Annotated in this window: 12 protein-coding genes; 3 read left to right on the top strand and 9 right to left on the bottom strand. The window is 53.7% G+C overall.

Going from position 1 to position 15,041, the window contains the following annotated elements:
* Nucleotides 1-75 precede the first annotated feature (75 nt).
* From panD to thpR, 9 genes are all read right to left on the bottom strand, one after another.
* Nucleotides 76-456 (bottom strand): aspartate 1-decarboxylase, encoded by a 381-nt coding sequence (gene panD, locus NNO02_RS14040; RefSeq protein WP_271455067.1) that lies wholly within the window; start codon nucleotides 454-456, stop codon nucleotides 76-78.
* Between the two features lie 96 nt (nucleotides 457-552).
* A complete protein-coding gene (gene panC, locus NNO02_RS14035) occupies nucleotides 553-1,407 on the bottom strand; it encodes a pantoate--beta-alanine ligase (RefSeq protein ID WP_271442269.1) in 855 nt (284 codons plus the stop codon).
* Between the two features lie 125 nt (nucleotides 1,408-1,532).
* Nucleotides 1,533-2,324, bottom strand: coding sequence for a 3-methyl-2-oxobutanoate hydroxymethyltransferase (gene panB, locus NNO02_RS14030; protein WP_271455066.1), 792 nt, complete (start codon nucleotides 2,322-2,324; stop codon nucleotides 1,533-1,535).
* A gap of 120 nt (nucleotides 2,325-2,444) precedes the next feature.
* Nucleotides 2,445-2,936 (bottom strand): 2-amino-4-hydroxy-6-hydroxymethyldihydropteridine diphosphokinase, encoded by a 492-nt coding sequence (gene folK / locus NNO02_RS14025; RefSeq protein WP_271455065.1) that lies wholly within the window; start codon nucleotides 2,934-2,936, stop codon nucleotides 2,445-2,447.
* 51 nt (nucleotides 2,937-2,987) lie between these two features.
* Nucleotides 2,988-4,382, bottom strand: coding sequence for a polynucleotide adenylyltransferase PcnB (gene pcnB, locus NNO02_RS14020; RefSeq protein WP_212734722.1), 1,395 nt, complete (start codon nucleotides 4,380-4,382; stop codon nucleotides 2,988-2,990).
* 71 nt (nucleotides 4,383-4,453) lie between these two features.
* Nucleotides 4,454-5,350 carry a tRNA glutamyl-Q(34) synthetase GluQRS gene (gene gluQRS, locus NNO02_RS14015; protein ID WP_271455064.1) on the bottom strand — a complete coding sequence of 299 codons (897 nt, stop codon included), beginning with the start codon at nucleotides 5,348-5,350 and terminating at the stop codon, nucleotides 4,454-4,456.
* A gap of 96 nt (nucleotides 5,351-5,446) precedes the next feature.
* Nucleotides 5,447-5,902, bottom strand: a complete 456-nt coding sequence (gene dksA, locus NNO02_RS14010; protein WP_003829221.1) for an RNA polymerase-binding protein DksA — start codon at nucleotides 5,900-5,902, stop codon at nucleotides 5,447-5,449.
* A 177-nt stretch (nucleotides 5,903-6,079) separates the two neighbouring features.
* Nucleotides 6,080-6,784, bottom strand: coding sequence for a DNA/RNA nuclease SfsA (gene sfsA / locus NNO02_RS14005; protein WP_271442272.1), 705 nt, complete (start codon nucleotides 6,782-6,784; stop codon nucleotides 6,080-6,082).
* A gap of 15 nt (nucleotides 6,785-6,799) precedes the next feature.
* Nucleotides 6,800-7,330, bottom strand: a complete 531-nt coding sequence (thpR, locus tag NNO02_RS14000) for an RNA 2',3'-cyclic phosphodiesterase (RefSeq protein WP_271442273.1) — start codon at nucleotides 7,328-7,330, stop codon at nucleotides 6,800-6,802.
* 73 nt (nucleotides 7,331-7,403) lie between these two features.
* Here thpR and hrpB point away from each other — a divergent pair, with 73 nt between their 5' ends.
* From hrpB to fhuA, 3 genes are all read left to right on the top strand, one after another.
* Nucleotides 7,404-9,833, top strand: a complete 2,430-nt coding sequence (gene hrpB, locus NNO02_RS13995) for an ATP-dependent helicase HrpB (RefSeq protein ID WP_271455063.1) — start codon at nucleotides 7,404-7,406, stop codon at nucleotides 9,831-9,833.
* A 139-nt stretch (nucleotides 9,834-9,972) separates the two neighbouring features.
* On the top strand, nucleotides 9,973-12,510 hold the full coding sequence (gene mrcB / locus NNO02_RS13990) for a bifunctional glycosyl transferase/transpeptidase (RefSeq protein WP_271455062.1): 2,538 nt from the start codon (nucleotides 9,973-9,975) through the stop codon (nucleotides 12,508-12,510).
* A 306-nt stretch (nucleotides 12,511-12,816) separates the two neighbouring features.
* Nucleotides 12,817-15,036, top strand: a complete 2,220-nt coding sequence (gene fhuA, locus NNO02_RS13985) for a ferrichrome porin FhuA (RefSeq protein WP_202039466.1) — start codon at nucleotides 12,817-12,819, stop codon at nucleotides 15,034-15,036.
* Nucleotides 15,037-15,041 lie beyond the last annotated feature (5 nt).

The raw sequence follows: 15,041 nt of genomic DNA, 5'->3' as shown, positions 1-15,041 counted from the left end.
TATATAAGGTGTTTTATTGGCTGTGTCGATGGTTATTATAAATAGCCCCGGTGAATATCTCGGGGCTATTTACTATCAGGCAACCTGTACCGGAATGGCTTTCGCGGTACGCTTCATTTCGTTGTCGCCTTCAAAGTAAGCCACTTTCGGGCGCCATGAACGGGCTTCCTCATCAGACATAGTGACAAAGCTGGCGATAATCACAATGTCACCGACATCTGCACAGTGTGCAGCCGCACCGTTCACCGAGATGATTTTGGAGCCGCGTTCAGCCGCAATCGCATAGGTTGAGAAACGTTTCCCATTCGTCACGTTCCAGATATCAATAGCTTCGTTTTCCAGAATACCGGAGGCATCAAGGAAATCCTGGTCGATGGCGCAGGAGCCTTCGTAATGCAGGTCCGCCTGCGTGACTTTTACGCGGTGGAGCTTGCCTTGCAGCATGGTGCGAATCATAACGTCTATACCCTGTCGTTTACCTTGGCTAAGCAGGCACAACTGGCCCGCTTTGAGAAATTTCTCAGGCAGTATTGCCCTATTTTTAACCCCTGTCTACTGGGCTAATGTAACGCTTTGATTATCGATCAGCCGTGCCTGGCCCAGCCATGCAGCGACCAGAATCACTGCACGCTTACTGTTTTCAGTCAGTTCCAGCAGTGTGTCGGCATCGCGGATCTGAATATCGTCGGCACGGAAACCTTTTTCATTCAGCTCCTGCGCGGCAATAGCAATAATCTCTTCCAGATCGCGCTCGCCAGCCTGTAATTTTTCGCCAATGCGGCTCATCACTTTGTACAAGCCGGGGGCGATTTTACGCTGCTCTGCCGTCAGATATCCGTTACGTGAGCTAAGGGCTAAGCCGTCTTTGGCGCGAATAATAGGCACACCGACGATCTCAATGTCATAACCCATATCCGCAACCATTTTGCGGATCAATGCTAACTGCTGGAAATCTTTTTCGCCAAAGCAGGCAACATCCGGCTGGATCAGGTTGAACAGTTTGCTGACGATGGTCGAAACGCCACGGAAGTGGCCCGGACGGCTGGCGCCTTCCAGCATGGTAGAGAGGCCGGGAACATCAACGTACGTCTGGCCTTCCAGCCCCTGTGGGTAGATTTCCTCAACGGCTGGAGCAAAGACATAATCGACTTTGCGTTTGTTCAGCTTTTCACAGTCTTCCTGCAGCGTGCGCGGATAGCGCACCAGATCTTCCGGTCGGTCGAATTGCATTGGGTTGACGAAAATGCTGACGATGACCACATCGGCCTGGGCTTTTGCTTCATCGACCAGCTTCATGTGACCGTCGTGTAGATTGCCCATGGTGGGAACCAGCGCCACACGTTTACCTTCCTGACGCAGACGGCGAATATGCTGGCGCAGCAGCGGCAGGGTTTCAATAATTAGCACACCTTGACTCCTTTAGTTGCCTGAGGGTCTGTAGGCCAGAGAAGCCGTTTGCGCCGCCATCCGGCAACGTGCGCCGAACCGCCTGATGGCGCTACGCTTATCAGGCCTACATCTCGTCAGAAAATTTAGTGGAAGCTATGTTCTTCGCCCGGGTAAACGCCGGATTCCACCTCAGCCATATACTGCCGTACAGCAGCACGCATGTCGCCTGCTTCGGCAAGGAAATTCTTTGCAAATTTCGGGATATGTCCGCCGGTAATGCCAAACGCATCGTGCATCACCAGGATCTGACCGTCGGTGACGTTGCCCGCGCCGATGCCGATCACCGGAATAGATAGCGCTTCGGTGATGCGTTTTGCCAGTTCAACGGGAACGCATTCCAGTACCAGCAGTTGAGCGCCAGCCGCTTCCAGTGCCAGTGCGTCGTCGAGCAGCGTTTGCCCGGCATCACCACGGCCTTGCACCTTATAGCCGCCAAAAATGTTGACTGACTGCGGGGTCAGACCCAGATGACCGCAAACCGGAACCGCGCGTTCAGTCAGCATTCTCACCGTATCGACCAACCATGCGCCGCCTTCAATCTTGACCATATTGGCACCCGCGCGCATCACAACCGCCGCGTTTGCAAAGGTTTGTTCTGGCGTAGCGTAGGCCATAAACGGGAGATCGGAAAGCAGCAGGCAGTTGGGTGCCCCGCGACGCACAGTGCGAGTATGGTAGGCAATATCGTCAACAGTGACCGGCAGGGTAGAGTCATGACCCTGAATCGTCATCCCCAGGGAATCACCCACCAGCATCACATTGATACCTTCGTCGGCAAAGAGTTTCGCGAAGCTGTAGTCGTAGGCCGTAATCGTCGCGAAGCGTTTCTTCTCTTGCTTGTATTTTTGCAGCAATGAGATTGTTGTCGGTTTCATAACATATCCTGATGGTGAAAGTCATATTTAACGGCATTCTAGCAGTCACATTCAGGGGGGCAATTGATTTAAGCAATCGTTTGGCGCGAAAGCAGTAAACGCTAAAGGGGAAGGATTACTTTACCAGTGTGCAGGTTTTGCCGCACCGAGTTGGGAGAGGTGTTGATGCAGGCGGGTTCCGTCCGGGAAGGTCAGTTCAGGTGCGATTTCAAAAAGTGGCCACAGCATAAAGCCGCGGTTTTTCATATCGTAGTGCGGTACGGTCAGACGTTCGGTGTTAATCACTTCATCACCAAACAGCATGATGTCGAGGTCCAGCGTACGCGGGCCCCAGCGCTCGGCTTTACGCACACGGCCCTGCTGCAACTCAATGCGTTGAGTGTGATTAAGTAGCTCTTCCGCTGCAAGGGTGGTTTCCAGCGCGACGGCGGCATTCAGGTAATCGGGCTGATCCTGTGGACCCAACGGGGGGGTACGATAAAACGAAGAAATTGCGACAATACGGCTGTCAGGTATTTCGCCGATCGCTTGCACGGCAGCATTCACCTGCTCCAGAGGAGAAGCTAAATTACTGCCGATGGCGATATATACCCGTCGTCTTTCAAGCTGCATCTGTGTCACCGCCTTGATGCGACTCGAAATTTGTAGGGTATACGTGATGGGTCATGCGGAACCTTCACGGCGCGGCGCGCGTTTACGCGGGCGACGATGGCGACGACGTTCTGGTTCTTCATCAAGCTCGTTCAGCATGCCTTTTTGCTCTGGCGGAGCCGACACTTGGAATTCGCCCCACCACTGCGCCAGGCGCTGCAGTTCGGCGTTATTTTCCACTTCGGCACGCAGCGCCAACAAGTCGTAGGCTGCGCGGAATTTTGGATGCTCCATCAGCTTCCAGGCGCGCTTACCCTGACGACGGGACATGCGTAACTGAAGCTGCCAGATATCACGGGTGAGCGACGTCAGGCGTTTCGGGATAGCCAGTGAACGACAGGCTTCATCCAGCACGTCATTCATTGCCAGCGCGAAGGCGTCGTAATAGGCCAGACCGCTTTCCTGGGCAATTTTCTGCGCGGTTTCCAGTAACGGGTACCAGAACATCGCCGCAAACAAGAAGGCCGGGTTCACGCGCATATCATTGTGGATACGGGTGTCAGTATTCTTTAGTACCTGGGCAATGATGCGTTCCATCGCGCTGTCACCGTCTTCGGTGAAATAGCGGGTGATGGTTGGGAACAGCGGCTGGAACAGGCTGTACTCACGCAGTTTTTTATAGGTTTCATAACCGTAGCCTGCCTGTAACAGCTTGAGCGCTTCTTCAAACAGGCGTGCAGGAGGAATATCGTTCAGCAGTGTTGCCAGACGTGGGATCGGCTCTGCGGTTTCCGGGCTGATACGCATATCAAGCTTGGCTGCAAAGCGTACCGCGCGCAGCATACGCACGGGATCTTCGCGATAGCGCGTTTCCGGATTACCAATCAGACGGATGATGCCGTCTTCCAGATCCTGCATTCCACCCACGTAATCACGAACGGTGAAATCAGCCACGCTATAGTAGAGGCTGTTGATGGTGAAATCGCGGCGCTGGGCATCTTCTTCGATGGAACCGAAGATGTTGTCGCGCAACAGCATTCCGTTTTGCCCACGCTGTGACGTTGCACGATCGGCTTCGCTGCCTTCATGATGACCACGAAAAGTCGCGACTTCGATAATTTCCGGGCCAAACATGACGTGAGCCAGACGGAAACGACGCCCAACCAGACGGCAGTTGCGAAACAACTTCCGTACCTGATCCGGTGTCGCGTTAGTGGTGACATCAAAGTCTTTCGGTTTTTTGCCCAGCAAAAGGTCGCGCACGCCACCGCCAACCAGCCATGCCTCGTATCCAGCCTTATTAAGCCTGTACATTACCTTCAGGGCATTTTCACTGATATCTTTGCGGGAGATAGAGTGCTGCTCACGCGGGATTACCGTCATATGCGGACGGGCGACGGCAAGCTCGGCCTCGCGCTCCTCGCGGCTTAGCACCTTGCGGCAAAAATTAGCGACTCGGGTAAAAATAGTGCACCTCGGTAGTGTCAAACTTCAGTCAGAACAAGTGTTGCTGTGTAAAAATCGCGGCTAATCATAGCTCAGCATGAGTCATTTGAGAATGCCGGATTTACATTCACTGAACCCGGCACAGTCGAAAGCGTCCAATTTTGCACCGCAGTTTGCAGTAATTCTTCCACACTCAGCGCTTGCCACGGTATTGCAGTGCTCTGACCGAGGAAACGCAACGCCTTGATGAGAATCGGGCGTGGATCGCTGTGCGGTAGGGCAGGCGCATGATTCTGCTTAGAAAGTTTAGCGCCTTGCTCGTTGAGCGCCAACGGCAGATGAATATAGTCCGGTACTTGCCAGCCGAACTGCTGATACAACGAAATTTGGCGTACAGTCGGTTCGATGAGATCTGCACCGCGTACAATCTCAGTTACCCCCTGGAAGTGGTCATCAACCACCACCGCAAGGTTATAAGCAAACAGTCCGTCGCGTCGGTGAATAATAAAGTCTTCCCGAGCAAGCTCTGGGTCGGCGTGAATATTGCCGCGCAGCAGGTCGTTAAAGTGTAAGACGGGATGCAGTTGCTTAATGCGTACCGCTGCATTTTCCGGCCCGTGGCGTAACGCGCGGCAATGACCGTCGTAAATCCCGCCAATACGCTGAATACGGGCGCGTGTACAGGTGCAGTAGTAGCTTAAATCTTGTTGTTGTAACCAGGCCAGTGCCTCACGGTAGGCGTCATGGCGTTGCGACTGCCACACGATTTCGCCATCCCAGTGCAGCCCGTAATGTTCCAGCTGACGCAGAATCGTCTCTGCAGCACCGGGAACTTCACGAGGGGGATCGATATCTTCAATTCGTACCCGCCAGATTCCACGTTGTGCACGGGCCTGCAGATAACTGCCTAGGGCGGCTACCAGGGAACCAAAATGCAGTTCACCGGAAGGTGAAGGGGCAAAACGGCCAATATAGGGTTTGTCTGTCATGTCGATGGATAATATAAAAGAATAAGGCGGGAGAAACTCCCGCCCAGATATTGTCGGATTAGCGTAATGCTACCCGGCATGCAACAGTTTACGGGATTAACCCGCCATCTGTTTTTCGCGAATTTCTGCCAGCGTTTTGCAGTCGATGCATAGATCGGCTGTTGGACGGGCTTCCAGACGACGAATACCAATTTCTACGCCGCATGATTCGCAGTAGCCGAAATCTTCGTCTTCTACTTTCTTCAGCGTCTTCTCGATCTTTTTGATCAGTTTGCGCTCACGGTCACGGTTACGCAGCTCAAGGCTGAATTCTTCTTCCTGTGCGGCACGGTCAACCGGATCAGGGAAGTTAGCCGCTTCGTCCTGCATATGAGTCACAGTGCGATCGACTTCATCCCTGAGTTGATTACGCCATGCTTCAAGAATACGCCTGAAGTGCGACAGCTGGGCTTCGTTCATATACTCTTCGCCCGGTTTCTCCTGGTACGGCTCCACCCCAGCGATGGCGAGAATACTCAGGGACGATGTTTTACGGTTTTGCCCTTCTTGCATGTTGCTTCTCCTTAACACGCACTATCGATCCCCATGTTCGGGGGAAAAATCAGGTCGCTATAAATAGCAGATGCTTTTCCGGATAGCAATTATCTATACGTAACACTTGACAACCCTGTGAGGAAAAGCGTATTTGCGCACGCGGCCAGAATACTAATTAACCCGTTGTTCACACCATTATAAGGCAATGGGCAACGGTTCTTTAAGAGTCATACCATGGGCAGAAAGTTCCGCTTTATAAACCAGAATTTCGACCCCCTTTAGCTGTGCTTCGACTAATAACTGCGCATATTTTGCATCGATATGGCGCGCGGGTGAAAACCGTGTAATGGCTGAATGTAGTACCGCGAAAAATATGACTGCACGTTTACCTTCAGCCGCTACGCTCATCAATTCCCGAAGATGTTTCTGACCTCGTTCAGTGATGGCATCGGGAAAATAACCATACTCTTTTTCCGCCAACGTGACTGATTTTACTTCAATATAGCAGTCAGTCCGGGAATCTGCCTGTAACAAAAAATCAATACGACTGCCTTCTGCGCCGTATTTTACTTCACTTTTCAACACACTGTAGCCAGAAAGCTCCGCAATGAGTTCATTCTGAATCGCCTCTTTCGTTAAGCGATTGGCCCATAGCGTGTTAACACAAATAAAAGCATCAGATCCGGTTTGCGTTAATTCCCATGTATGTGGATATTTCCGTTTAGTATTTTCTGATGTTGAATACCAGACGGTATCACCAGGGGTTGCGCATCCGGTCATTGCTCCGGTATTTGGGCAGTGTAGCGTCAAGGTTGTGCCATCAGGTGTGATCACATCCGCTAAAAAACGTTTATAGCGCTGAATTAGCGTAGCGCGTTGTAAAGGGGGAGAAAATTGCATGAATAATACCCTTGATTACTTGCTCAGCGCCCAGCGTTGCAAGGTTGAGTAGCGAGTGCGTCCTCGCTCAAATGACGAGGCGTAAAGCGCAAACTCCGTAACCGGAAATGACCAGCAAAAACCGGGGGGCGGGATGGCGACTGCATGGCTGGCATCGCGCAAGAGCGTGATATGCGGGTGAAAGGGCTGCGGGCTTTGGTAGCATCCGCTGCGTGCGGCCTGTGCTCGCAGCATGTTGGCCAGTTGCAATAGCCCACGTGGCGGCTGGCGCATTCCCAGCCATACCACCCGCGAACGCAGCCATTGCCCTGCATCGTCCAGCCTGAGCGTAAACGACGGCTGGCGAATGCGTCCGGCCAGCTGTGATAGCGCCTGCTGTTTCTCCGCACTGACATCCCCTAAAAAAGCCAGCGTCAGGTGCAGATTGTCCGCGGCGACAGGGCGGCCCGCTTCCGGTGGAAATTGTGCGGCTCGCCAGTGGATGAGCTGCTCCCGAACCTCAGTAGGCAATTCAATGGCAAAGAACAGCCGTTTTGGCTCAGACATGATGGATACTCGGTTATGAATTAACGCGATGCTACAATGCAGCGCGAAGAATGTTAACCCTCTGGAGTCATTTGTGACGTCGTTGCCCGTTGCCGCCATCGTGCCTGAACTGCTTACTGCCCTTGATGCCTCACCGCAGGTCCTGCTGACCGCGCCGACGGGGGCCGGGAAATCGACCTGGCTGCCGCTGCAGTTTCTGAAGCATCAGGGGATTTCGGGGCGCATTATCCTGCTGGAACCGCGTCGTCTGGCGGCTCGCAATGTGGCACAACGACTGGCGGAGTCGCTAAACGAAAAGCCCGGCGAAACCGTGGGTTACCGCATGCGCGCGCAAAGCTGCATTGGGCCGCAAACCCGGCTTGAAGTGGTCACAGAAGGTGTGCTCACGCGCATGATCCAACGCGATCCAGAATTGCAGGGTGTTGGTCTGGTGATCCTTGATGAATTTCACGAGCGCAGCCTGCAGGCGGATCTGGCACTGGCGCTCCTGTTGGACGTGCAGCAAGGCCTGCGGGATGATTTAAAACTGCTGATTATGTCAGCCACACTGGACAACGGGCGTTTACAACAGCTGTTGCCTGAAGCGCCTACCCTTGTTTCCGAAGGACGTGCGTTTCCTGTTGAACGGCGCTACCAGCCCCTGGCGACGCATTTACGTTTTGACGAAGCGGTTGCCATTGCCACCGCGGAGTTGCTGCGTAACGAGAGTGGCTCGTTGCTGCTATTTTTACCCGGCGTGGGAGAGATCCTGCGCGTGCAGGAGCAATTGGCAGGCCGCGTGGGCAGCGATATCTTGCTGTGCCCGCTGTATGGCGCATTATCGCTGACCGAGCAGCGACAGGCCATTTTGCCTGCTCCAGCGGGGCGACGTAAAGTCGTGCTGGCAACCAATATTGCTGAAACCAGCTTAACCATTGAAGGTATCCGTCTGGTGGTGGACTGCGCTCAGGAGCGTGTGGCGCGTTTTGATGCACGCACGGGATTAACGCGACTGATTACCCAACGCATTAGCCAGGCCTCAATGACCCAACGTGCAGGGCGAGCAGGCCGTCTGGAACCCGGTATTTGTCTGCATCTGCTGGCCAAAGAGCAGGCAGAAAGGGCTGCGCCGCAAGGCGAGCCGGAAATCGTACAAAGCGACCTGTCCGGCCTGCTGATGGAACTGTTGCAATGGGGATGCACCGATCCCGCACAGTTAAGCTGGCTGGATAGGCCGCCAGTCGTAAATATGCAGGCGGCAACGCGTTTGTTACAGATGCTGGGCGCACTGGAGGGCAACAGGCTCAGTGCCACCGGACAAAAAATGGCGGCACTGGGCAACGATCCCCGCTTAGCAGCAATGCTAGTCAGTGCTAACAATGACGACGAAGCGGCAACGGCAGCAAAGCTGGCGGCAATTCTGGAAGAACCACCGCGCGGTGGGAGTACCGATCTGGCAACAGCGTTTTCACGCCACCAGCCCGCCTGGCAACTGCGTAGCCAGCAGCTACTGAAGCGCCTGAATGTGCGTGGAGGCCAGCCTGATAGCGAACGGTTAGCACCTTTACTGGCGCAGGCGTTCGCCGATCGTATTGCCCGGCGTCGTGGTCAGGAAGGGCGATATCAACTGGCGAACGGGATGGGGGCAATGCTGGATGCTGATGATGCATCGGCGCGCCATGAGTGGCTTATCGCGCCGCTGTTGCTACAGGGTAGTGCCTCGCCGGATGCTCGTATTTTGCTGTCTTTGCCGCTGGATATCGACAGATTAATACAGACGTGTCCTGAGCTGCTGCGACAGTCAGATACCATCGAATGGGATGAAACCCAGGGGACGCTGAAAGCGCTGCGCCGAATGCGCATTGGTCAACTGACAGTTAAAGTACAGCCGCTGGCTAAACCGTCGGAAGAAGAGTTGCATCAGGCCATGTTGAACGGAATTCGCGATAAAGGCCTAAGTGTGCTCAACTGGACGCCTGAGGCTGAACAGTTTCGGTTGCGTCTGCAATGCGCGGCAAACTGGTTGCCGGAGTACGGTTGGCCTGCTGTCGATGATGCCTCGCTGCTGTCGACGCTGGAGAGCTGGCTATTGCCGCATATGAGCGGTGTGCACTCTTTACGCGCACTCAAAGCATTAAATGTGGCTCAGGCATTGCGCGGTTTACTGGACTGGTCAATGCTGCAACGTCTGGAGAGTTCGCTGCCGGCGCATTACACTGTGCCGACGGGAAGCCGGATAGCCATTCGCTATCACGAGGATAATCCCCCGGTGTTGGCGGTCAGGATGCAGGAAATGTTTGGCGAAGCGAATACGCCAACCATCGCCGAGGGGCGTGTGCCGTTGGTGCTGGAACTGCTGTCTCCGGCCCAGCGACCGCTGCAGGTCACAAGCGATCTGAGCGCGTTCTGGAAAGGGTCGTACCGTGAGGTACAAAAAGAGATGAAAGGGCGTTATCCCAAGCACGTCTGGCCGGACGATCCGGCGAATACCGCGCCAACGCGGCGGACGAAGAAGTATTCGTAATGCAACTGTAGGCCGGATAAGGCGTTTTACGCCGCCATCCGGCATAAATACAGCAGAAAATTGAGAGATTTCTTCTTCTGTCGCCTGACGGAAGAACAGAGAATCAGGCCTTTGCGCCTGAATGTTGCGGAGAAAAAGCATGGCGGGGAATGACCGCGAGCCAATTGGACGTAAAGGGAAACCGTCACGTCCGGCGAAACAAAAGGTGAGCCGTCGTCAACTCAGAGATGACGAGTATGACGACGATTATGATGATGATGACTATGAGGATGAAGAACCGATGCCGCGTAAGGGTAAAGGCAAAGGGCGTAAGCCTCGTGGTAAGCGTGGCTGGTTCTGGCTGCTGGTAAAACTGTCGATCGTCTTTTTGGTGCTGATCGCGATATATGGCGTGTACCTGGACCAAAAAATTCGCAGCCGTATTGATGGCAAAGTCTGGCAACTGCCCGCGGCTGTTTATGGCCGGATGGTTAACCTTGAGCCAGAAATGCCCATCGGCAAGAACGAGATGGTAAAACTGCTGGAGGCGACACAGTACCGTCAGGTGACGAAAATGACGCGCCCTGGCGAATTCACCGTGCAGGCGAAGAGCATTGAGATGATCCGCCGTCCGTTTGACTTCCCGGACAGTAAAGAAGGGCAGGTGCGTGCGCGTCTGACCTTTGACGGCGATCATCTGGACACCATCGAGAATATGGATAACAACCGCCAGTTCGGTTTCTTCCGTCTCGATCCGCGTTTGATCACCATGCTTTCTTCCCCTAACGGTGAGCAGCGTCTGTTCGTTCCGCGCAGCGGCTTCCCGGATTTGTTGGTCGATACGCTGCTGGCGACCGAAGACCGCCATTTCTATGAGCACGACGGTATCAGCCTCTATTCCATCGGACGTGCAGTGCTGGCGAACCTGACGGCGGGTCGTACGGTGCAGGGGGCCAGTACGTTGACTCAACAGTTAGTCAAAAACCTGTTCCTGTCCAGCGAGCGCTCGTACTGGCGTAAAGCGAACGAAGCCTACATGGCGCTGATCATGGATGCGCGTTACAGCAAAGACCGCATTCTTGAACTGTATATGAACGAGGTGTACCTCGGTCAGAGCGGTGATAACGAGATCCGTGGCTTCCCGCTGGCGAGCCTGTATTATTTTGGCCGTCCGGTAGAGGAGTTGAGTCTTGACCAGCAGGCGCTGTTGGTGGGGATGGTGAAAGGTGCGTCAATCTACAACCCATGGCGTAATCCGAAGCTGGCGCTGGAACGTCGTAATCTGGTGCTGCGCCTGCTGCAACAGCAGCAGATTATCGATCAGGATCTGTATGACATGCTGAGTGCGCGCCCGTTAGGCGTGCAGCCGCGTGGCGGAGTGATTTCACCACAGCCAGCGTTTATGCAGATGGTTCGCCAGGAGCTACAGGCGAAGCTGGGCGATAAAGTCAAAGATCTCTCCGGTGTGAAAATTTTCACCACCTTTGATTCCGTGGCGCAGGATGCGGCAGAAAAAGCGGCGGTGGAAGGCATTCCGGTGCTGAAGAAACAACGTAAGCTGAGCGATCTGGAAACCGCGATTGTGGTCGTTGACCGCTTTAGCGGCGAGGTTCGTGCTATGGTCGGCGGCGCTGAGCCGCAGTTTGCGGGCTATAACCGCGCGATGCAGGCCCGTCGTTCCATCGGTTCTCTGGCAAAACCGGCAACCTATCTGACGGCACTCAGCCAGCCGAAGCTGTATCGCCTGAATACCTGGATAGCCGATGCGCCGATTGCGCTGCGCCAGCCGAACGGCCAGGTGTGGTCACCGCAGAACGATGACCGTCGCTATAGCGAAAGCGGTAAAGTGATGCTGGTGGATGCATTAACGCGTTCAATGAACGTCCCGACTGTCAATCTGGGGATGGCGCTGGGTCTGCCTGCTGTTACCGAGACCTGGACGAAACTGGGCGCTCCGAAAGATCAGCTCAATCCGGTTCCGGCGATGCTGCTGGGGGCGTTGAACCTGACGCCAATTGAAGTGGCGCAGGCGTTCCAGACCATCGCCAGCGGGGGTAACCGTGCGCCATTATCAGCACTGCGTTCGGTCATTGCTGAAGATGGAACCGTGCTGTATCAAAGCTTCCCGCAGGCAGAGCGCGCCGTTCCGGCGCAGGCGGCCTATATGACGCTGTGGACCATGCAACAGGTGGTTCAACGCGGTACGGGTCGTCAACTGGGCGCGAAGTACCCAGGGCTGCACCTGGCAGGGAAAACCGGTACCACCAACAACAACGTGGATACCTGGTTTGCCGGTATCGACGGCAGCCAGGTGACGATTACCTGGGTAGGCCGCGATAACAACCAGCCAACCAAGTTGTACGGTGCCAGCGGGGCGATGTCGATTTATCAGCGTTATCTGGCGAACCAGACACCAACCCCGCTGGTGCTGACGCCGCCGGAAGATATTGTTGATATGGGCGTCGATTACGACGGTAACTTCGTGTGCAGTGGCGGTATGCGTACGCTGCCAGTGTGGACTACCGATCCGGACTCGTTGTGTCAGCAAGGTGAGATGCAGCAGCAGTCAGGTAATCCGTTCGATCAATCAACGCAGTCGCAGCCTCAACAGCAGCAGCAACAACAACCGCCGCAGCAGGAGAAGAAAGACAGCGACGGCGTTGCAGGTTGGATCAAGGATATGTTTGGCAGCAACTAATGCCTACCTAAAAACCCGCTCCGGCGGGTTTTTCTTTTGGCGCCATTCGGCTTTGTTTTGCCTGATGGCGCTGCGCTTATCAGGCCTACGGAATTTGAGCAGCCATGCCGCTATCCGGTACGTCTTCCGTTAAAACATTTCAGCCTAATTTATTAACCCTTTCTTTTCATCTGGTTATTTCTTAACCCCTTAGTTTTAGTAGGGGCGCGTATTGCTTGCGATCGCAACGGCGTTTCGAATATTATGCTCTCGTTATAATAATAATTCTCGTTTACGTTATCATTCACTTTCATCAGAGAAATACCAATGGCGCGTCTTAAAACTGCTCAGCCAAACGCCTCACTGCGCAAAATTGCAGTCGTGGTAGCCACAGCGGTTAGCGGCATGTCTGTGTATGCACAGGCGGCGGTTCAACCGAAAGAAGAAACAATCACCGTAACCGCAGCACCTGCCGCACAAGAAAGCGCGTGGGGACCTTCGCCGACGATTGCCGCGAAGCGTTCCGCCACTGCCACCAAAACCGATACGCCTATCGAAAAGACCCCGCAGTCTGTTTCGGTTGTGACGCGTGAAGAGATGGATACCAAGCAACCGGCTACAGTAAAAGAAGCCATTGCTTATACACCCGGTGTTTTTGCTACCCGTGGTAGCTCTTCCACCTATGATGTAGTGACGATTCGTGGTTTTACCTCTCCAACCACGGTCAACACCAACCAGTATCTTGATGGCATGAAACTTCAGGGTAATAACTACTCTGAAGTATCTATGGACCCGTATTTTCTGGAACGCGTAGAAGTGATGCGCGGGCCGACTTCAGTGCTGTACGGCAACAGCAACCCTGGCGGCATCGTCAGTATGGTGAGCAAACGTCCGACAACAGAACCCCTGAAAGAAGTGCAGTTTAAAATGGGGACGAACAACCTCTGGCAAACTGGTTTCGATTTTAGCGATGCTATTGATGATGACGGCGTGTGGTCATACCGTTTAACGGGGTTGGGTAATAGCCAGAACTCTCAGCAGGAGATGTCAAAATCAACGCGCTACGCAGTTGCACCTGCGTTTAGCTGGCGCCCTGATGATAAAACAGATTTCACCTTCCTGAGTAATTTCCAGAACGATCCGTACGCGGGTTATTATGGCTGGTTGCCGCGTGAAGGTACGCTTGTTCCGTATTACGATGCAAATGGTAATCCGCACAAGCTGCCGACTGATTTCAATGAAGGTGAAGCGGATAACAAGATGGCTCGCCGCCAGCAGATGGTTGGCTACAACTTCTCGCATGCCTTTAACGACACCTTCACCGTGCGCCAGAACCTGCGTTATGACAAGGTGAAAACGCTCTACCGTTCTGTATATGGTTTTGGCTATAGTCAGCCTGGTGAGATTATCCGTAAATACGTTCGTTCTGATGAAGATCTCAATGCATTTACCGTTGATACCCAGCTCCAGTCTGCTTTTGCCACCGGTGATGTTGCACATACTCTGCTGACCGGTGTTGATTACTCGCGTATGCGTAACGATGTCAATGCGCTGTATGGCGATGCTGATCCATTAAATATGCAGAACCCTCAGTACGGTAACCCGAATATTGATGTCAGCGGACCGTATGCTAAGTACGCCGTGTTAAACCGTATGGAACAGACCGGACTCTATGCCCAGGACCAGATGGAATGGGATAAGTGGGTGCTGACGTTGGGCGGCCGCTATGATTTTGCAACCACCTCCACGTTGACCCGCTCCAGTAATTCACTGGCCGAAGTGAACGATCAGCAGTTTACCTGGCGTGGTGGTGTTAACTATCTGTTTGACAATGGTATTTCTCCGTACTTCAGCTACAGCGAATCGTTTGAACCGACATCCGGTTCAACGAAAGAAGGCAAACCGTTCGATCCGTCGCGTGGTAAGCAGTACGAAGCCGGTGTGAAGTATGTTCCGAAGGATATGCCAGTTGTACTGACGGCGGCTGTGTACCAGCTGACGAAAGATAAAAACCTGACGGCGGACCCGAACGATCCTACGGGTCTGTACAGCGTCCAGACTGGGGAGATTCGTTCACGCGGCATTGAACTGGAAGCAAAAGCAGCCGTAAATGCCAATATTAACGTTACGGCGGCTTACAGCTACACGGATGCGGAATATACCGAAGACACTATCTTTAAAGGTCAACGACCGGCGGAAGTACCACGTAATCAGGCTTCGTTATGGACCGATTACACGTTCTATGAATCAGCACTGAGTGGTTTGACCATTGGGGCTGGCGTGCGTTATACCGGTTCAACGGTGAGTTACTACAAAAACGATACTGCTGCAGGGAAGAAAAACGATTCGTTTAATGTGGGCGGTTATACCGTTGCTGATGCCATGGTGAAATACGATCTGGCCCGTTTCGGTATGGCGGGTTCGTCCGTTGCCGTAAACGTCAACAACCTGTTTAATCGTGAATATGTTTCCAGTTGCTATAGCGAATACGCATGTTACTGGGGCGCAGAACGTCAGGTCGTTGCAACAGCAACCTTCCGTTTCTAATTTCT

This window comes from Citrobacter sp. Awk 2 (genome assembly GCF_028069815.1).
Lineage (GTDB): Bacteria > Pseudomonadota > Gammaproteobacteria > Enterobacterales > Enterobacteriaceae > Citrobacter.
This window is presented reverse-complemented; position numbering and strand designations above follow the sequence as displayed.